Below are 19607 nucleotides of genomic sequence, written 5' to 3' on the forward strand. Positions count from 1 at the left end.
GTTTTTATGCTAGATGAAATGCGTGAGGAGTGTGGGGTATTTGGTATAAGTTGCAACCAAAGTGCTGCTTTTAACTCTATACTTGCTCTCCACGCTTTGCAGCATAGAGGTCAAGAGTCTTTTGGCGTAGCAACCAGTAACAACGATAAGCTGCACTCTTATCACTTTCAAGGTCAAGTGAGCAGCGTATTTGATGATATAGATGAAATAAAGAAATCCTTACCTGGAGATTGTGCAATAGGTCATGTTCGATACTCAACAAGTGGTAGTAAATTTGGAGTGCAGCCCATGTTTGGCAAAAGTGGCAAATTTGGGGATTTTGCCATAGCACATAATGGTAATTTAATTAATATTTCTCCGATACGCGAACAATTAATTAAACAAGAGTGTGTTTTTCAGTCAGATATTGACACAGAAGTAGTAGTACATCTGACAGCAAGCGGTGAAAAAGATAGCTTCTTAGAGAGTTTTATATATGCATTAAAGCAAATACAAGGTGCTTATTCTTTTGTGGCAATCAATCAAGAAGTAGTTATTGGAGTACGTGATCCATCTGGAATCAGGCCTCTTGTTTTAGGAAAGTTAAACGGTTCTTACGTTCTTGCATCTGAAACTTGTGCTCTTGATATAGTAAATGCAGAGTTTGTTAGAGAAATAGAACCAGGCGAATTAGTTACCATCAGTTTGGATAGTAAGCTAGCCTCAATGTTTCCTTTCCCACAGCAAAAATCAAGTTTTTGTATTTTTGAATACGTTTACTTTTCGAGACCAGACAGCATAATGGAGAATAGGTCTATATACGATACAAGAAAAGAAATAGGAAGAATACTTGCGAAGGAAAGTCCACCAAAAAACAATGTGGATATGATTGTACCAATACCTGATTCTGGAATACCTGCAGCTATTGGATATGCAAAGCATTCAGGGTTACCTATGGAACTGGGAATAATTCGTAATCATTACATAGGAAGAACTTTTATACAACCAACCGCTGAAGTACGTAAAGTTAGAATAAAATTAAAATTCAATCCTAATAAGCACACTTTGAAAGGTAAAAACATAATTTTAATAGATGATAGTATAGTGCGTGGTAGTACGTTAACAAATATAATAGTTATGCTAAAGGATGCAGGAGTAAAAGAGATTCACCTCAAAATTTCAAGCCCACCAATTAAGCATTCTTGTTTTTATGGAATAGATACGCCAGAGTGCAAAGATTTAATTGCTGCAAATAAATCTGTAGAGGAAATTAAGGAAATTATAGGAGTAGATAGCCTAGCCTTCTTGAGTATTGATGGACTATATCAGGCTGTTAAAGGAGAGGTGCGTAACAATGCTACACCACAATATTGTGATGCTTGTTTCACTGGTGATTATCCGATTGGCAAATAGTCTACGCAAGGTCTTAAGTTTAGAAAATCTTAAACCGCCAAAATTTCTCTTGGCCTTTACTAATTCCGATTCTCGGAGTGCAAATATAACCTGGTTTGAGGTGGGATTCATAAACACAAAATTCGTGGCTTATAGTAAGGTCCTGTTTGTTATGTTCTTTTGTAATATTTAATCTTTTGCACAATATTCCTGGTCCACCTAAATTTGCTTCAAGTGGTTCAATAAGCTTTAATCCCCGTATTAACACTGCTGCTGGGAACCCTTCTGCTTCTGTTATAGCATTTCTCATAATAGTCCGAATAGGTCATAGGAAGGCAGAATCAACAGCACGACGAAAGGATTCGAATAGAGGAATGTTTTTCCTGGCTCTGTTTTTTATAGCAAACCAATGATGCTCAATTTTGTTAAAATCTGGAGAATAAGGCGGCAGATACAAAATTTCTGCACCGACTCCTTTAGCGAGCTTGATAAGCTTATCAGACTTATGAAAAGTAGCATTATCAAGAATGACAGTTTGTCCAGGTTCTAAGATCGGTGCCAAAAATTGCTCAAACCATCCATTAAAAATATCCATATTACAGTGGCCTTCAAATGTTAATGGAGCAACTATCTTTCTTCTACTTAAGGCTGCAACCATGCTGATTCGTTGAGTTTTTTTCCAGATTTTAGGGCATAAAATCGCTGTCCTTTCTGGCAATACCCATATGGATAGTCCTCCGTGTTATCAATCCCAGACTCATCTATATACACTAAGTTTTCTGGTTCTTTTGTTGCTATAATTTTTAAGAATTCAGCACGTTTTTCTTCGTTCCTTTCCTTGTATCCATATGTCTTTTTTTGCGCGTAAATCCAATTTTTCTGAGAGCTCGGTGGATCGTTTGGATACTAACGTTGCCCCAAAGTTTAGCCATTTCCGACAGAGTTTTTCTACCGTGTTTTTTAGCAAATTCGATAAACTTATTCCAGTCGATAATTTTCTGATTGTAACCTCCATTACCGAGTTTTTTTGACTGAAAGTCGCCTGTTTCTTTTTTTCTTTGCTGCCACTCCCACAAAGTAGTTCGTCCAATTTTAAATCTTGCTGCCACTGCTTCTCTGCTTTCCCCTTCGTCTAGTGCTTCCATTGCTTTTTTTCTTAAATCATAACTATATGCTGCCGGCATCCAACCTCCTTATCGCCATCTATCCTTAATCTTATCATATCCGGACTTCTGTGGAAAGAGCTATACAATGTTTAAACAGTAGTACATTCCATATATAAAATATACGTACGAAAACCCCGGCACACCAAACATTACTGAGGTTCGATTAGTATAGCCTCTTGCCGCATGACAAGCTGGGTCATTCATTCCTATATAGGCTTCAACTTCGGTTATTATTCCACTAAAGTTAGAAAATTTCAGCATCTTTCCTAGTAACTCCCCGGCTACAACCAAAGTTGGGCGTTCGTAGAAATTTCTTGGCAGTATTGTGCTACCCATTTTTTATTTTTGTTCTGAGGTTCTATATAGAATTCAGTTTAAGAATTCCTGGATCCCAGTGGGCTTTGTTGCATCGCTCTTCGGATAGTAGGTAACGTACAATAAATTCATGAAGCTATCTCAAACTTAGCCATGCCTATTTCAGTAAATTTGTTAAGCAAATAACACTTGAGTAGCAGTTCCTTCTCACGATTAATTTCAGATTTGCTCCTAAAACTAAACCCAAATATTCGCTTCAACCTTGAGAAAAATCCTTCAATATACGATCTTTTTCCGTAATTTACTTCTTCTTTCCATCTTTTTATACCATTCTCACCATGTAATTTCATTAACTGAATAGCGGCATTTCTATCAAGCATATAATCCAATTTTGGATGCTCTGCTGCGTTGTTTTTCGGAGGAATTTTCGTTTTTATACCATATTGATTACACAGCTTATAGAGCTTTTCTCTGTCATATGCCCTATCTGCATATAGTACTTTTATGACATACTGAAAATCGACTTCTTTTAGCAAATCACAAGCTCCATAGTGATCAGAGTAGACACCGTTACTGTATTTTACAGCTATGGCTTTTTTGCTGTTTGTATTCAACATTACATGCAATTTTCTTGTCTGTTCATAGCTGCGATACTTTCTATCTTCGCTATTTTCTTTGCTATGACCAGGAGTGTTGTTGTATATACTAATTCCTGTACTGTCTATAGCAATTTCGATATCTTCCATATTATTTTCTGCAATCATTGATCTTAATATTGAGTTTCTTAAACCTTCTTGATGATTGTGAATAGCTGATGACTTGCAAATTTTTCCCAATTTGCTCAAGGTATCCTGCTATAAACCCAACTGTTTGCCTCAGGCCTATTCTAAATAAACAAGTTATTATGTGCACCAAAATTACAACTTTATCGCTATAAATATTGTTGCCACCTGGTATTTTTGGACCATTCTCGTACCACTTTTCTATGGCTTCGTTGATATAATGAAAAATATTTCCTCTTTTTTCTAGAAATTTGTTATATTCGCTATGGTTACTGACCCTCATTTTTTGTGGCATATTTTTTCTTTCAAGGTTAAATGGCTATTTTATAATGAATTTTGTCAGTAGCCACCAGATTTTTCAGTTGCTATGCAACAAAGCCCACCCCACTGGTAGGAATTGCTCCCAAACTACAACGTTCGTACAGTTGTGGAATGAATCGCGGTATGACGATTCGCGGCGGTATGACGTCTGGCCTGCACTATAAGCTAATCATCATCTCCAAATATAGAGCTAATTTTTTTGCCCCCAGGAGAAAATTTATTAGTCCAACTGCTTTGCACTTTGGTTACGTCTTTAGTGGCAGTTTTATTGCTGTATTCCTTGATTTCCTTATCTATTCTCTCCATCATTTGTGAATCAAGGTAGCTCTTTTTCCATTGGCCAGTAGCAAGGAACACTTTGTTTAAGTCTTGAGTGCGGATTAAGTATTCTTTATCTTTAGGGTAAACCTCCTGCGCCCAAGCAAATAGCTCAAAATAGCGTGCAAATAATTCAGATGCACGTGATTTTGCAGTTTGATAAGCCTGTATCTCCTTAAATATAACTTGGCCGATAATTTTCTGCACAAGAATATTTGCTTGCTTTAGGTTCTGCTCAATATCCTGGTAAACTTTATGGAGGAATTCCTGCTCCAAATTTAAGTTCAGTTCATTTTCAACCATGTGTGAAAGTTCATGCACTATAATGTATGGGTTTGACTTCCTCAGTACAATAACATATCTATTTACACTGGAAGACCTGATTGTCTTACACACTCCCTCTTCCATATCCACTAATCCCTCTTGGTATATTTCAAATGAGAGCCTATTTTGCTTTATTAGTGATAAAGTGAGGTTTAATGTGTTTCTAAACTTCTCAAATTGATAGAGATATTCGACATACCGTATTGCATTTTCACTGCTTCCTACTTGAGTTGCTTGTTTTATTAAATTCCTGATTAGCATACCTTATTATTAAAGGAATTTTTTTTATACTCAAGAATTGATTGGCTACAAAGTGTTTTTAGGAAGCCTGATTGCATAGCTAAAGTAATTCATGTTTACTGATAACCGTCATACCGCGATTCATTCCATAGCTGTACGAACATTGTGATTTGAGAGCAATTTCCATAAGGGAGGATGTCATTCCAGTGCTTGGCACTGGAATCCAGCCTTTCCATAATCATCAAAACATTGTATTTTAACGTAAAACAGCTATTTTTATGCTCACCAACTTAATAAAATTCCTGGATCCAAGTAGTCAGGGCACTGGGATGACATTACAGGGGCACTGAAATGACACCATTTTCGGTCTCTTAAATTGCTTTAGCCATAAATATTTAAGAAATTTACCAAACGAAAAAAAAGGCAAAAGAAGCCCCGTGGTGGTTGGCTATTTACTATGTACTAAAATATCGGCGTTTTTTTTATTCTAAAACGCTTGATTAAGAGCGATTTAGCTGCTTTTAACTTGCAACTAACCTACACCGCAAGTGTTTAAGAAATTTACTAAGCAGGAAAAAAGGCAAAGAAACCCCGTAGTAGCTAGCATTCAAATTCTCCCTTGTCAATTTGACGTTTTTTGCTGTCTTAAACGCTTTGTAAGCTCGTTTCGGCTTATATAGGTAAAAACCTAAAAATTTTTAAAGACATGCGATGGACGTAGTGCGAAAAATTAAACATGAGACGCCAAATACCCTAAGTTTTTTGTCATTAACCTGCACAGATTGCGAAGATAAATAAATAGCTTCACTGTTATGATAAGGGGGCTGGCGAAACTTGTAAAGGAATTTTTTACATCTAATTTATAGCTCCCTGCATGATATCACGTATTATCTATACCAAGGAGTTCTGCTTGTAGATATTATACCAACAATCCACTATTTTTTTTATGTCTTGTGGTTTAGTTTCTGGACCTATACTGATTCTAATTGAACACTCTGCTTGCTCTTTTGTTGCCCCCATTGCAAGCAAAACATGGGAAGGCTCAACTTTTCCAGAAGAACATGCGGAGCCATTACTAACTGCAATATGATTCAAGTCAAAATGCATAAGCTGCACATCACTCTTTACTCCTGGCATATAAATAAAACTTGTGTTTGGCAGCCTCTTAGAGTTTTTACCGAAGATTCTTATGTCACTGGCAAGATTTAATAATTCACACTCTAATTGATCACGTAGCTCCTTTACTTCATCCATTTTTGATAGAAGGTCTGGAATATTTTGCAGTGCAGCAGAAAGGCCTGCAATCGCAACAATATTTTCCGTACCACCACGAAATCCCTTCTCTTGTCCACCACCTATTATAATAGGTTCTATCGCAAGTTCTTTATTGAATATTAAAACTCCACTGCCTGCTACACCGCCAAATTTATGGGCGGATAAAGTGAGTAAATCCACTCCTAAATCTTCCACATTAACTTTAATTTTCCCAACACTTTGAGCAGTGTCAGTGTGGCAAATTGCTCCAAACTTGTGTACTATTTTAGCTATTTCCTCAATAGGTTGAATAACTCCGGTTTCGTTATTTGCCATCATAACTGAAACTATTGCTTTGTTTCCTTTAAGTTCGCTTAGAATTTTTTCTAGCTCTAAAAAGTCAACAATGCCCTCCTGATTAACAGGTATTATATATGGATTACATGCAGAATTAAGAATTGAAGGATGCTCTATAGCTGAAATTATATGCAGGTAGCCTGCTATTCCTCTCATAACAAGGTTATTCGCTTCAGTTGCACCAGACGTAAAAACTATTTCTTTATCACTTGAAACGCCAATAGCACCACGTACGTTATCTCTTGCATCCTGAAGAATCTTCCTAGCTTCTTGTCCTCTCTTATGTAGTGATGATGGATTGAGCGTTTGTTTTGACAAGACCTCAAATATACTTTTTTTTACATTTTCACTAATTGGAGCAGTTGCATTGTAATCAGCATATACGCAACCACTATTTTCTAAAGAGAATGGATTCATCTGTCACTTAAATAAGTTTACCATCAACTATAGCCATAACTATGTACGTTAGCTTTAACACGATAAAAAATTTATTGCAAAAACAGCGAAATTAATACATAATTAATAACTCACGTCATCAATACCTGTCAAGCAGGTTCTTATTAGGAGTTATCATGGTTGAAGTTTTTTTAAATAATGCAACAAGAAAGATAGAAGGTGAATACCACCAAAGCAAAGATGCCAACGCGCCGGTTGTGCTGGTTTTACATCATCATCCTCAATATGGTGGTAATATGGATAGTAAAATTGTACATAGTACATATACGTCTTTTATCGATAACAATTTTTCTGCATTGAAAATTAACTTTCGTGGTGTGGGAAAATCTACCGGAACTTTTGATAAGGGTATAGGAGAATTAACTGACGCTGCGGTAGCCATTGATTGGCTTCAGGAACATAATCCTAGCAATGTTCCAATTTGGATCGCTGGTTTTTCTTTTGGAGCATGGGTGGCTATGCAGCTAACAATGCGCCGCCCTGAGATAGTGGGTTTTATTGCTCTTTCTCTTCCGGTAACTAAGTACGATTTTTCTTTTCTTTCTCCCTGTCCAGTTTCTGGGCTTATAATACAAAGCAGTAATGATACAATCTCAGAAGAAAGCGATGTAACAGAATTAGCAAAAAGGTTGATAAATTCAGTAAGAAGTGATCACATGAAATACCATATAATAGATGATACTAATCACTTTCTAAAGGATAAAGAAGAGGAAGTGACTCAAATCGTGGACAATTATATAAAACTGCGCTTGAATAGTGCAACTATTTCTTTTCAAAAGGTCAAAAAAGAGGTAAGGGTAAAAGAATATGCCTAATCTTTACAAACAAGAGAAATGAGTGTAGTAATATAAATGAAAAGGTTTTGTTATGTTTAAAAAGCTATTATTTTTTGTTTTAGCTGTGTTTGTGTTATCGGGGTGTTCCCTAAGTAAACAGCGTAAGTTAAAAAGTCCGTGTATAAAAAGCAATGAAAGCATTTCATGCGAGTTGTACTCTGTTAATGATCATTGGTTAGATAAGTATAAGGCATAGAAATTGTGCTATTTTTCCTATTCACAACTTCACTAATGATCGATCTCTCAATTGGAAAATGCAGTCTGCCTTTTCTGCAAGGAGATGATTGTGTGTTACTATAAGCATAGAGCTGTTATTTTCCTTTACGTATGAATGTAGCAGTAAAAACACGTTAAAAGAATTTGTTGGATCTAAGTTTCCTGTTGGCTCATCTGCAAGTAAAAGCTTTGGAGAATTTACAATGCTTCTTGCAATTGCAACTCTCTGCCTTTCCCCACCCGAAACTTCAGATACCATGCTACTTGCTTTGTTTTCCAGACCAAATTTTTCCAACATTGCTTGCGAATTTTTTTTTGCTTCAGCTTTGCTTTTTCCTGCAATGAGTTGAGGAAGCATAATATTTTCCAACACCGATAACTCTTGTAACAAATAGTGAAATTGATAAACAAAACTAAGAAAATTTCTTCTTACATGAGTTTTATGCTTATTACTGGCTTGTGTGCAATTTATTCCATCTATCGTAACTATACCTGAAGTTGGCTTATCCAATAAGCCTGCGATTTGCAATATAGTTGTTTTCCCTGCACCTGAATTGCCAATCAGCGCTACTACTTGCCCTCTTGTAACACTTAAGTTGATATCCTTTACAACAACAGAATTGTCCTTGAAGCTTTTATCTACAGAAGTTAGTTCTAGTGCTATATTACCACCCATGTTTAAAAGACCTATAACCATACAAATGTTGTGCTTGCATAGCAAATGATAGTGCATGACCAGTAAAAAAGAAATAGAAGAATAAACCTCAGTGTCAAGTATACAACTATATGAACGTTGTGACTTGAGAGCACCCTCCACCAGAGAAGAGTGTCATCCCAGTGCTTGACACTGGGATGACATCAAATTTTTGACTAAACTGAGAAGCTGTTGCCACAACCACACTGGGATTTAGCAAAGGCATTCTTTATTTGAAAACCAGAACCACTGAGATCCTCAGTATAATCTATAACTGAGTTATTTAAAAATTTTGCTGAACAATTATCAACCATTAATACAGGATTGCCATTTTCATCATTAATTACTATATCTTTACCTTTTTCGCTAAAACTGGAGTGGCTTCTATAGTCCTCGCTTTCTTCATCATCTTCATCTTCGTCATCAAACTCATCATCGTAATCATCGTCTTCATCATCCAAAGATAGATTTTTATTCATTTGATCCATAAGAAAATTGTATTTGAAGCCAGAACATCCACCACCTGAAACTGCAACCCGTAAAATGGAACTCTTATCCCCTTCCTGCTCTGCAAGAGAGTGGATTTTTTTTAGTGCATTATCAGTTAAGTTGATGTTGTAATTTGTTGACATAGTAACCACCGTTTATTATTGATAACTTATTATAGTAGAAATTTTACATGTCAAACAATAATTTTCTATTAAATTATGCATGTTTTCCAAGCAAAACAAAAGGGAGATACTTCAAAGAGCCAGAAGATGAGAATCGCAGCTGCTTTCAGCGTGATAGGGACCGTATCATTCACTCTAATGCGTTTAGAAAGTTGGAGTACAAAACACAAGTTTTTATCAATTATGAGCACGACTACTATCGCACTCGGCTTACTCATAGCCTTGAAGTTGCACAAATTGCAAGGTCCATTGCGCGTAGACTTGGCTTAAATGAGGATATCACTGAATGCATAGCGCTCGCACATGATCTTGGTCATCCTCCATTTGGTCATGCAGGTGAAGATGCTCTAAAGAAATCAGTTCAAGATTTGAATCTTGATAACGAGAAGTATAAGTTTGATCATAATGTTCAAGCTATAAGGATTTTAACTTATCTTGAACAAAAACATGCTGATTTTGATGGTATGAATCTAAGTTGGGAGGTGATTGAAGGAGTTGCAAAACATAACGGTCCCTTGCTTGGTCAAAACGCGGAGTCTTCTACAAGTAATCAGCTGTTATTAGAATACAACAAAAAATATGATCTAAAACTTGAAGAATTTTCAAGCATTGAAGCTCAAGTTGCTTCAATTGCCGATGATATTGCTTACAGTGTTCACGATCTTGATGATGCACTCAGGGCGAATTTAGTAACCATCGAAGATTTGCTGAATGTTCCTTTAATTGAAAAAATGTTTAAAGACATAAGGAGCAGATATTCAGAATTGCCTCAGAGCAAACTCATACATGAATCACTGAGTGGAACTATAGGAACTATGATAAGTGATGTTGTTTCTCAGACTGAAAGAAATATTGAAGATCACAAAATAAAAAGCGTAGAAGACGTAAGAAGTCTAAATAAAATGCTAGTCACATTTTCACCAGAAGTTGCGAATGCTACAAAAGAAATGAAAAGATTCAACATGGAGAAAATATACAGAAGCTATAAACTGAGTAGAACGATGAACAAAGCAAAACGCATAATACAGGAACTCTTTCAATGTTTTTATGAAAACCCAGGATTACTTCCCACAGAGTGGAGCAAACTCGCTTGTGAATCTCAGCGTTCAGTAATAATATGTGACTATATCTCAGGTATGACAGATAGATTTGCTATACACGAGCACAGAAGAATTTTTGATACCTCATACGAAATGACTTCTTTCTAATGACTGATGATCATTTCATGTCAATTGCATTAAGGCTTGCAGAAAAAAATCTTGGAAATGTTGCACCGAATCCTGCTGTCGGGTGTGTTATTGTAAAAGATGGTACAATTGTTAGTGAGGGATATACAGGGATTGGTGGGCGTCCGCATGCGGAGGTAGTCGCTTTGCAAAACGCTAAAGATTCAACTCATGGCGCAACTATATATATCACTCTTGAGCCATGTTGTCATCACGGAGTCACGGGGCCTTGCACTGCAAAAATCATAAAAGCTAGCATAAAAAGAGTAGTAATTGCAACTATTGACCCAGATAGTAGAGTTTCAGGCAGAGGCATGAAAGCTCTGAAAGAAGCAGGAATTGAAGTTGAGCAAGGTATTATGCAAAAAGAGGCAAAAGAACTGAATGTCGGTTTTTTCACCACTAAAGAATTACATAGACCATTTATAGCTTGCAAAGTCGCAACAACTCTTGACGGAAAAATCGCAACATTTACAGGCGATAGCAAATGGATAACAAGTGAAAATACGAGAAATTGGGTGCATGAGCTTAGAGCAAAATATGATGCAATTATGATTGGCAGCAATACTCTTATTAATGATGATCCACTCTTAACTTGCAGATTACCAGGACTTGGAAGTAGATCGCCAATAAGGCTAATTATAGATAGCCAAGGGAGATTAAAGGAAGAGCATAACATTGCAAAGACTGCAGACAAAGTAATAACTTGGGTCATCACAAATAAAGAAGTAGAGAAAAAAATAAAAAACATTAACTACTTAGTAGTTAATTCAAGTAACGCAGGTAAGGTTTGCCTAAAGGACATGGCATTAAAACTTGTTTCAGAAATTGGTATAACAAGATTATTAGTTGAAGGTGGAGGAGTGTTAATCACAGAACTATTAAAGTGTAATTTAATCGACAGGTTGATAATATGCCGCAGTGGTAAAATTTTAGGCAATGATGCCACTCCTTTTGTAGGAGATTTAGGGATTCAATTCATTAACAACTGTTATCAGTTTAAAAAAACAAAGATAATAGAGTTTAGTGAGGATATAGTTGAGGTTTGGGATAGGTCGTCATAATCCTTACATACTCAAACAGTAAAAAAAAGGTATCCGTTCAGCGGAGCGGTAAAATAAAAAGTAGACAAGGAGTGCTAAAAACATAATATCACAAGTAGTATGTGTGGTAAATATGTCTGATCTACTAGCTAGTCTTCTCAAGCTCTGTGAAAGCTTTAAAATAGAGATAGAGCAACTAAAAGCAGAGATAAAGAGGTTAGAGATAGAAAACGAAAATTTTAGATCTGAGAATAAGGCGCTAAGAATCGAAAATGCTGAATTGAAAGAAAGACTAGGTCTGAATTCACAAAATTCATCGATACCGAGCTCAAAAGAGTTATACAAGCTAAAGAAGAAAAAGAAAAAAAGTGACAGGAAAATAGGGGCACAGATTGGGCATGAAGGAAAGTATCGCCCTAAAATGGAAGCAGATGAAGTGGTGAAAATAGAGTTCTTGCGAGTGCGGAGGAGAAATTGCAATATGTGAAAAACCATATATTCATCAGAAAGTTGATCTTCCAGAAATCAAGCCTTATGTTGTGGAATACCAATTACAGAATGGCCGCTGTTGCAAGTGTGGAAAAAGAAAAAGTAGCAGGCTACTAGAAGGTGTTACTGCGGATACATTTGGTCCAAAAGTTAAGTCAACAATCGCGGCGCTGAGCGGATTTTACAAGAACTCGAAAAGAGAAGTAGCAAATATTATAAAAAATATTTTCAACCTGGACATCAGTGTTGGTAGCGTGTCAAATAGCGAGGCTAGAGTTGCAGAAAAATGCCAAGAAGCATATGAGCAAATCGAGCAAGAAGTAAGTAAAAGTGAAGTTCTGCATATCGATGAAACGAGCCATTATAACAAAGGTAAACTTGGTTGGTGCTGGATGTTTGCCAGTAATACAGCAAGTTTTATAAAATTGACAGAGTCAAGAGGAATGAAGGTTTTACAAAATAGTAAGTTCTGCAATCGCAATAGCTTACGACAGGTACGCAGCATACAACTACTTTGCCGATAAGAACAGGCAAATCTGTTGGGCACATTTATCAAGAGATTTTGAAAGATTAGCACATAGTTGAAGTTAAAGTTCTGGGCTGTTACTTAAGAAACGTAGCCACTGAATTATTTGCACTAAAAAAGGCCTTGCTAAAAAATGAGATAGATGTTTTTAGATTTACCAGACGTGCCAGAAAATTGCGAAAACGTACAAGGTATTACTTGAAGCCGTTTACCTGAAGCAATTGGAGCTTCTCGAGTTGCAAAAAATATTTTGAAATCTGAAAGAATAATGTGGAATTTTTTAGATGACCCAGAAAACATTCCGCTGACAAACAACCATGCTGAACAGCAGATACGGCATTATGTCGTTTATCGCAAAAATTCATATTTTACCCAATCGAAGCGGGGAAATGCATTCCTTGAACGGATAATTTCATTATACTTGACATGGAAACAAAGGGGTCTCAATCCTTTCCAAAACCTCTTATCTATCATCTCTCACACCGCTTAGCTGAACGGATACAACCCAAGAAAGGTTTTTCTACGTCATACCGCCACGGTATCTCAGCATAGATTCCGCTAACGAGTAGCGGAATGACGAATTTGTTGTTTTTCAAATTGTAGGTAAACCTAAGCCACTTTAGCTATATAGGGTCACAACGATGGATTTTTAAGATCATTTACGGCCTTCTTAATATCTTCAGCCTTGAATATCGCCGATCCCGCAACTAAAATATCTGCACCTGCTTTTATTATATCAGCTGCGTTAAAAGAGTTAATTCCACCATCTACTGAAATTTGTGTTTTAAGGTTACGCTCTTGTATCATTTTTTTTATAGTAGATATCTTGTTCAACTGTGAATGAATAAATTCCTGCCCTCCAAAGCCAGGGTTGACTGTCATAATCAGCACAATATCTAGCTCATGTATTATATATTCAAGCACACTTGGGGAAGTTGAAGGAACAATTGAGACTCCAGCTTGAATCGGTTTTTTTGCGTCGTTTACATTTTTGTATGACTTTATCTTTCTTATCAACCTCTCAAGGTGTATCTCTGCTTCTGCATGTACAGTAATAATATCAGCACCAGCATTTATAAAGCTTTCAATGTGGTTACCAGGAGATTTGACCATTAAATGCACATCAAAAGGAAGATTGCTGTATTTACGTATTGCAGAGACAACGCTAGAACCAATTGTAATATTTGGAACGAAATTCCCATCCATAACGTCTATGTGTATGTAATCTACACCTAAATCGCTAATTTTTCTTACTTCTTCTCCTAATTTTGCAAAGTCTGCTGAAAGTATAGAAGGTGCAATTTTAATACTCATGAGCTGCCTTTTTTACTAAAAAATAACTTATTTTTAAACTCTGTCACCCTAAACACCATCTAAGTAGCTAGAGAAGCTGGATACCGATATCGGTATGCCTATTTAACTAGATCTTAAATTAGATAAAAAAAGGTAGTCTTGATAAAACTTATTTACAGCAAGTTTTTTTACATTTGGACTTTCTGTTTGTTCTTTTTTGTACCCTAATTTATAGCTTATTGAATCCTTGTATAAACTGATCGTTTTGTATGCTTTGTTCATCTCTCTAGGAAAGATGCCATTAGCAATTACAATGCATAACCCTGTAGCTGTTGCAAAAGCTAGAGTGGTAAATGCTAGATTTTGTAAAAAATTCCTTCCACTAACTTTTTTTTCCTGTATATTAGCAGAGTGCTGTTTGTTTGACACTTCTTCTAGATATTCATGCCATATGTGATTGCAGTGCGTACACTTTACCTTTCTTCCAGATGCACCAATTTGCTCGGGGGATACTAAGTAAGTTTTAGTACAACTATTACATTGTATTTTCATAGCACTTACATATAAAGTAGTAACAAGCTCAAATGATACAGAGCTACAAATTTAATATCAATATATATATAACAAATGGAAGGTTTGCAACTAAAAAAAACACAGAGTGAGATAGAAAATATTTGGAAAAATAGAGAAAAATTTAATGACTGTAATCTAAAGAAAACAGCAAGAATAGCAATTAAAGAGGTAATTGAGCTCCTTGATAGTGGCAAAATTAGAGTAGCAGAAAAGCTATCAAGTGGAGAATGGGTAGTACATAAGTGGATAAAGCAGGCAATATTATTACATTTTCTCACCGAAGAAAATAAAATAATAGATAATACTAATTGCTGGTTTGATAAGATCGGTAACAAGTTTAGTGAATGGAATGAGGAGAAATTTCGCCGGTTAAAAATTAGAGCAGTTCCTGGGTGTTTTGTTCGCCGATCTGCTTATATAGGTACAAATGTTGTTCTAATGCCAAGTTTTATCAACGTTGGTGCATATGTTGATTCAGGAACAATGATAGATACCTGGTCAACGATTGGTAGCTGTGCGCAAATAGGAAAAAACTGTCATATTTCCGGTGGAGTGGGAATAGGTGGAGTTCTTGAGCCTATTCAAGCTTCACCTGTCATTATAGAAGATAATTGCTTTATTGGAGCACGTAGCGAAGTGGCCGAGGGTGTGGTAGTGAGAGAAGGATCAGTCCTTGGCATAGGCGTGTTTATTGGGGCATCAACAAAGATTATTGATAGAGAAACTAGCAAGGTATTTTACGGCGAAGTGCCACCTTATTCTGTAGTGGTACCAGGGTCTATTCCATCTAAAAATAATATTTCAACCTATTGTGCAGTCATAGTAAAAAAAGTGGATGAAAAGACGAGATCGAAAATCTCTATAAATGAAATATTGAGGGATTAAACTATCTTACTCCTTGTCGTCACTTTTTTTATCATTATTACTAACCACAGTAATGGCATACGCGCATAACTCTGAGAAAGAGACTCCATTTTCTTGAGATAGTTTATATAATTTTTGTAGACTTTCTTTTACTTTATTAGGAATATTCCCTCCACGTTCTTTTACAAGCCAGGAATCTTGATGATGAATTGGATGAGCATCACTTTTTGGATTTCCTATGTATATTGCAAAAGGTGAACTTTGTCCTTTGAAGTCACATTGTACAGTAAATTTTTTTATAGATTCAGCCATCTAAAGACCTCTACTTTTCTTTTTGGTCGATTTTATAGCAGGTGGAAGAGGTGGTTTCTTTATAAAATCTTGTCTATTGACAACACTTTCTCTACCTTCCAAAGCTCGGCGAACATCAGCTCTGCTTAATTGCGACTCTTTTGCTACCTTCATTCCATGCTTTGCCATAATATTAGCATATGCTAGTACTTTTTTTACCAATGCTAGATCACCATCTAGCATTTGAACTAGCACTTGAAACACTTCCGCTAAAGTTAGCCCATCAGCATTTATAACCTTGTTTTCTATAAAATTGACAGCTTCTTCAAATTTGTATTCAATACTATCATCTTGAGCTATAAGGGCAACATAATCGGTGTTTTTGTCGTCCATAACTGAAGCACTATTACTCACAAACTTAAGTGTATACTATATATATAAATACTCTACTATTTTATATTATGGCACGCTATAGTTAAACATTTATTAATAACATGCTCACTTATATACACGAATTAATTGACAAAAGTCAAGGATCAATATCCATCAGTGATTTCATGAATGCCGTTTTGTACCATGAAAAATACGGCTATTATACAAGTAAATTACCGCTTGGTAAGGATGGTGATTTTACTACCGCACCTGAGATCAGCCAATTATTTGGTGAAGTAATTGCAGTTTGGATAATGCATACATGGGAAAAATTAGGAAAGCCATCAAAATTTTCTCTAGTTGAACTTGGGCCAGGCAAAGGAACACTCATTCACGATATAATAAGAGTCACTAAAAAATACAGCAGCTTTTTTAATTCGATGTTGATCCACTTAGTTGAAATAAGCCCTACTTTACGGAAGATACAAAAGGAAAAATTAAAAAGCTTAGATGTTAATTGGCACAAAAATATTGACAACCTACCAGAACAACCAACCATTTTTTTAGCAAATGAGTTCTTTGACGCTCTTCCGATAGATCAGTTTGTATATCATGATGAGGGGTGGTATGAAAATATGGTGACAAAACAAGATGATGGCAGTCTCTTGGTGTCATGCCAGTGCGTGACACTGGAATCCAGAAAAAAAGAATCATGGATTCCAGTGTCAGCTACTCAGATGACAAATGGAAAATTTTTTAATGGTGCAGTGGTGGAAATATGTTCAGTTGGGGTTGAAATATTAAAAAAACTTGAGAAGAAGATATATAATAATAAAGGAGCTGCTTTGATTGTAGATTACGGTTATGTATACCCCGCATATAAGAGCACTTTGCAATCGATAAAACAACATAAGTATGCTAATTTTCTTGAGAATGTTGGTAATAGTGATATTACCGCACTTGTGAACTTTCAAGCGTTAAGAGATTCATTAAAGCATGTAGATTGTGAGATTTTAACTCAAAGGGAATTTTTATATCTTTTTGGCATAAAAGAAAGAACCCAGGCTTTAATGAAAAGCGCAAGTGATGAACAAAAGAATAGGATCTTTAGTGAATTCTTAAGGTTGACTGAAAATATGGGCACTCTTTTTAAAGCAATGCTATTGATATAGCTAACCCAAGAAAGGTTTCCCTACGTCATACCGCCGCGATATCTCAGCATAGATTCCGCTAACGAGTAGCGGAATGACGAGCTTATTGTCATGCCGCCGCGAACCGTCATACCGCGATTCATTCGCGGTATCTCATCAGCTAACAAGCAGCAGTTCTACGTCATACCGCCGTGGTATCTTTTAGCATAGATCCCGCTAACACGTAGCGGGATGACGAGCTTATCGTCATGCTGCCGCGAACCGTCATACCGCCACGAACCGTCATACCGCCACGAACTGTCATACCACCACGAACCGTCATACCGCGATTCATTCGCGGTATCTCTAGATCCCGCTAACAAGCAGCGGGATGACGGTTGTCTCCTAGCTGTCATCCCAGTACTGGTAGACTCAAATCACAATGCTCGTATAGCTGCAACCCTGGAGGTACTGTTTCTCACCCACTGGAGATATTGCACGGTACTATCTACTTGATCATCGTGTCAAGTTTCAGGAAACATTAAAATCTCATACTCAAAATCGTTCAGCCATACTGCTTGATGTGGCAGAAAAACCTTGCCAGACTCTATAATCGGAACAATTTGATGAAATCGAGTGAGCTTGTCATCATGTGGCACTATTTCAATAATCGGTAAATCACTGTTTGTCTTTAGCTCTTGCACCAATTGTTGACCACTTGTTTTTGCTTCGATTAAAATTGCGTGTGGCGTCCATCTTGCAGCTAGTGACAAAACCTGTTCTTTAAGCTTTGGATACTCAAGCTTTGCGCGATATACGTCGAGTAAATAGAATTTATTATCTATTTTTGCCCAGGTGGTGCAGACACTAAAGTTGCTCATGTTACTTGTTGAAACCGCAGTATCCCAACTTTGTGTTATATGCGAGAGATTATCAGGAAATTTTTTATAGCGTTTCAACCACTCTGGTTTAATTATACCACTTGAAAGCGGCAGAGGGTTTTGTTGATATTGAGCAGCAAAAGCGTAACTCCCAAGTTCAGCTTTTATTATCTCAACTTCTTCTTTTCCTCCATCGAGGGGATATAACAACTGACCTTCTTCTCTTGAATATAATATCCTTACAGGTGACGCTGGTTTATTATATAATCGCCTGGTCGCACAGTGCTGAGCTACTCGGATGATAGGAACGGGAGGTATTGGCTTTTTGATTGAATAAATAACCTGCTTATTTTCAGAAATCATTGGCAAACAAATATGATGCCATATGTTTTTTGGCTTGGAGAGAAGGTGTCCAGTTAAGTCCTCCTGGTGTAGCCTGTGCATTACAAGAACGATGACTCCTTTTTTTCTATCGTTCAGCCTGGTTACTAAAGTCTGATCAAACCAGTTTGTGGCACGCTTTCTAAGCGTTTCACTCAAAGCTTGAGCAGAACTGAGCGGATCGTCCACAATGATAAAATCACCACCTTCACCAGTTAGTGTTCCACCAACTGATGTTGCGATTCTGTATCCTCTCTGCACTGTTTGAAATTTATATTTGGTATTCTGGTCTTTGGATAGTTCTATCTCTGGAAATAGCGCTCTATACCAACTAGACTGCATCACGCACCTGGTGTCGAGCGAGTGCTTTTCGCTGAGCCGCTGAGAATAACTTGCAACTATTATTCTCGCAGTTGGTTGGTTTCCCAGTATCCATGCGGGCCACGCAACACTAGCGCACAGGGATTTCATTGAACGCGGAGGCATATTGAATATTATTCGTTTCACTTCACCAGCGCTCGCTGCTTCCAGCCTGTCTGCTATGACTTTTATATACTGATAATCGTTATACTCACACCCCGGCACTACCGTTTGAAAGCATAACTCAATGAATTTTAGAAAGTTCATGATATAATGTTGAAACCAACGCGTGACGCTGGGATGACAAAAAAAGGAGCACTGAAGGCTATAGGTGAGACGTCGCGGTATCTCTAGATCCCGCTAACAAGCAGCGGGATACTTAGGGATGACGGTTGTTGTTTAGCTATAAATATTAAGAAATTTACTAAATGAAAAAAAAGGCAAAAGAAGCCCTGGGGTTATTATCCGCTTTAAAATATTGGCGTTTTTTATGTTTTAAACGCTTGACAAGCGAAATTCAGCTACTTTTAATTGCAACTAACTTACGCTGCAAATGTTTAAGAAATTTACTAAGCAGAAAAAAAGACAAAGAATCCCCGAGTTAGCTAGTCTTTTACTATCTCTGTCGAGTATTGGCATTTTTTGATGTCTTGTAACGCTTTGTAAGCGCGTTCAGCTTATTTAGATAAAAATCTAGATGTAGATGAAGTTTTGTAAAGACATACAGTATCTATATACTGCAAAAAATTGAACATAAGACGCCGATACATTAAGTAATCCTTACCTTTTAATCTGCAGATTGGCGAAAGCAAATACAATAGCTCCACTATCATGATAAGGGCGCTGGCGAAGGGTGT

General features: G+C 36.8%; 17 protein-coding genes and 5 pseudogenes. 8 read left to right on the forward strand and 14 right to left on the reverse strand.

The features are described from left to right. Window positions 1-6: 6 nt before the first annotated feature. On the forward strand, window positions 7-1392 hold the full coding sequence (gene purF, locus ABWU31_RS02025) for an amidophosphoribosyltransferase (protein WP_353271303.1): 1386 nt from the start codon (window positions 7-9) through the stop codon (window positions 1390-1392). On the opposite strand, the pseudogene ABWU31_RS02030 reads toward purF, so the two are convergent. The 7 genes and pseudogenes from ABWU31_RS02030 to ABWU31_RS02060 form a co-directional block, all read right to left on the reverse strand. After that, a pseudogene (locus ABWU31_RS02030) lies at window positions 1374-1675 on the reverse strand (DNA-3-methyladenine glycosylase); the annotation flags it as partial. The gene purF and the pseudogene ABWU31_RS02030 overlap by 19 nt on opposite strands. Before the next feature lie 21 nt (window positions 1676-1696). Further along, window positions 1697-2555 (reverse strand): annotated as a pseudogene (locus tag ABWU31_RS02035) (IS630 family transposase). A 63-nt stretch (window positions 2556-2618) separates the two neighbouring features. After that, window positions 2619-2873, reverse strand: a pseudogene (locus ABWU31_RS02040) (DNA-3-methyladenine glycosylase); the annotation flags it as partial. A gap of 107 nt (window positions 2874-2980) precedes the next feature. Further along, a complete protein-coding gene (locus ABWU31_RS02045) occupies window positions 2981-3616 on the reverse strand; it encodes a transposase (RefSeq protein ID WP_082246250.1) in 636 nt (211 codons plus the stop codon). After that, window positions 3600-3929, reverse strand: a complete 330-nt coding sequence (locus ABWU31_RS02050) for a transposase (protein ID WP_007548762.1) — start codon at window positions 3927-3929, stop codon at window positions 3600-3602. Before ABWU31_RS02050 ends, ABWU31_RS02045 begins: the two co-directional genes overlap by 17 nt. Before the next feature lie 191 nt (window positions 3930-4120). Then, window positions 4121-4576 (reverse strand): hypothetical protein, encoded by a 456-nt coding sequence (locus ABWU31_RS02055; protein ID WP_353271304.1) that lies wholly within the window; start codon window positions 4574-4576, stop codon window positions 4121-4123. A gap of 1152 nt (window positions 4577-5728) precedes the next feature. Next, window positions 5729-6865, reverse strand: a complete 1137-nt coding sequence (locus ABWU31_RS02060; RefSeq protein ID WP_338482438.1) for a cysteine desulfurase family protein — start codon at window positions 6863-6865, stop codon at window positions 5729-5731. 155 nt (window positions 6866-7020) lie between these two features. Here ABWU31_RS02060 and ABWU31_RS02065 point away from each other — a divergent pair, with 155 nt between their 5' ends. Next, window positions 7021-7719 (forward strand): alpha/beta hydrolase, encoded by a 699-nt coding sequence (locus tag ABWU31_RS02065; RefSeq protein ID WP_151808056.1) that lies wholly within the window; start codon window positions 7021-7023, stop codon window positions 7717-7719. Between the two features lie 238 nt (window positions 7720-7957). Here ABWU31_RS02065 and ABWU31_RS02075 read toward each other — a convergent pair whose 3' ends face one another. Together ABWU31_RS02075 and ABWU31_RS02080 are read right to left on the reverse strand one after the other, a co-directional pair. Further along, window positions 7958-8632, reverse strand: coding sequence for an ABC transporter ATP-binding protein (locus tag ABWU31_RS02075; protein ID WP_353271374.1), 675 nt, complete (start codon window positions 8630-8632; stop codon window positions 7958-7960). A gap of 194 nt (window positions 8633-8826) precedes the next feature. Beyond that, window positions 8827-9282, reverse strand: coding sequence for a HesB/IscA family protein (locus tag ABWU31_RS02080; RefSeq protein WP_265040754.1), 456 nt, complete (start codon window positions 9280-9282; stop codon window positions 8827-8829). Window positions 9283-9329: 47 nt separating this feature from the next. Between ABWU31_RS02080 and ABWU31_RS02085 the strand changes: the two genes are divergently transcribed. The 3 genes and pseudogenes from ABWU31_RS02085 (at window position 9330) to tnpC (ending at window position 13095) form a co-directional block, all read left to right on the forward strand. Then, window positions 9330-10529 carry a deoxyguanosinetriphosphate triphosphohydrolase gene (locus tag ABWU31_RS02085; protein WP_353271306.1) on the forward strand — a complete coding sequence of 400 codons (1200 nt, stop codon included), beginning with the start codon at window positions 9330-9332 and terminating at the stop codon, window positions 10527-10529. Further along, window positions 10529-11611 carry a bifunctional diaminohydroxyphosphoribosylaminopyrimidine deaminase/5-amino-6-(5-phosphoribosylamino)uracil reductase RibD gene (gene ribD, locus ABWU31_RS02090; RefSeq protein ID WP_015589162.1) on the forward strand — a complete coding sequence of 361 codons (1083 nt, stop codon included), beginning with the start codon at window positions 10529-10531 and terminating at the stop codon, window positions 11609-11611. Before ABWU31_RS02085 ends, ribD begins: the two co-directional genes overlap by 1 nt. A 112-nt stretch (window positions 11612-11723) precedes the next feature. Continuing rightward, window positions 11724-13095, forward strand: a pseudogene (gene tnpC / locus ABWU31_RS02095) (IS66 family transposase). Between the two features lie 143 nt (window positions 13096-13238). On the opposite strand, the gene rpe reads toward tnpC, so the two are convergent. After that, the gene (gene rpe / locus ABWU31_RS02100; RefSeq protein ID WP_077188290.1) at window positions 13239-13919 is read right to left on the reverse strand and encodes a ribulose-phosphate 3-epimerase; all 681 of its coding nucleotides are present in this window, start codon (window positions 13917-13919) and stop codon (window positions 13239-13241) included. A 102-nt stretch (window positions 13920-14021) separates the two neighbouring features. Next, complete coding sequence (locus ABWU31_RS02105) at window positions 14022-14450, reverse strand: zinc-ribbon domain-containing protein (protein ID WP_236515113.1); 429 nt, start codon at window positions 14448-14450, stop codon at window positions 14022-14024. A 75-nt stretch (window positions 14451-14525) separates the two neighbouring features. Here ABWU31_RS02105 and dapD point away from each other — a divergent pair, with 75 nt between their 5' ends. Beyond that, window positions 14526-15356 carry a 2,3,4,5-tetrahydropyridine-2,6-dicarboxylate N-succinyltransferase gene (dapD, locus tag ABWU31_RS02110; RefSeq protein WP_077188288.1) on the forward strand — a complete coding sequence of 277 codons (831 nt, stop codon included), beginning with the start codon at window positions 14526-14528 and terminating at the stop codon, window positions 15354-15356. Between the two features lie 6 nt (window positions 15357-15362). Here the strand turns inward: dapD and ABWU31_RS02115 are convergent, their stop codons facing one another. Further along, window positions 15363-15647 carry a DUF2610 domain-containing protein gene (locus ABWU31_RS02115; RefSeq protein ID WP_010962783.1) on the reverse strand — a complete coding sequence of 95 codons (285 nt, stop codon included), beginning with the start codon at window positions 15645-15647 and terminating at the stop codon, window positions 15363-15365. Continuing rightward, entirely contained in the window at window positions 15648-16019 is a 372-nt protein-coding gene (locus ABWU31_RS02120; RefSeq protein WP_077188297.1) for a hypothetical protein, read from the reverse strand. It abuts the gene before it with no gap. Between the two features lie 101 nt (window positions 16020-16120). On the opposite strand from ABWU31_RS02120, the gene ABWU31_RS02125 reads away from it, so the two are divergent. Then, a complete protein-coding gene (locus ABWU31_RS02125; RefSeq protein ID WP_007549412.1) occupies window positions 16121-17170 on the forward strand; it encodes a class I SAM-dependent methyltransferase in 1050 nt (349 codons plus the stop codon). A gap of 395 nt (window positions 17171-17565) precedes the next feature. Here the strand turns inward: ABWU31_RS02125 and terL are convergent. After that, a pseudogene (terL, locus tag ABWU31_RS02130) lies at window positions 17566-19017 on the reverse strand (phage terminase large subunit). A 161-nt stretch (window positions 19018-19178) separates the two neighbouring features. Between terL and ABWU31_RS02135 the strand changes: the two are divergent. Then, window positions 19179-19355: a hypothetical protein gene (locus ABWU31_RS02135; protein ID WP_155968847.1), complete on the forward strand. Its 177-nt coding sequence runs from the start codon at window positions 19179-19181 to the stop codon at window positions 19353-19355. The last annotated feature ends 252 nt before the right edge of the window (window positions 19356-19607 follow it).

It is taken from the genome of Wolbachia endosymbiont (group A) of Alloplasta piceator, assembly GCF_964028505.1.
Classification (GTDB): Bacteria; Pseudomonadota; Alphaproteobacteria; order Rickettsiales; family Anaplasmataceae; genus Wolbachia; species Wolbachia pipientis.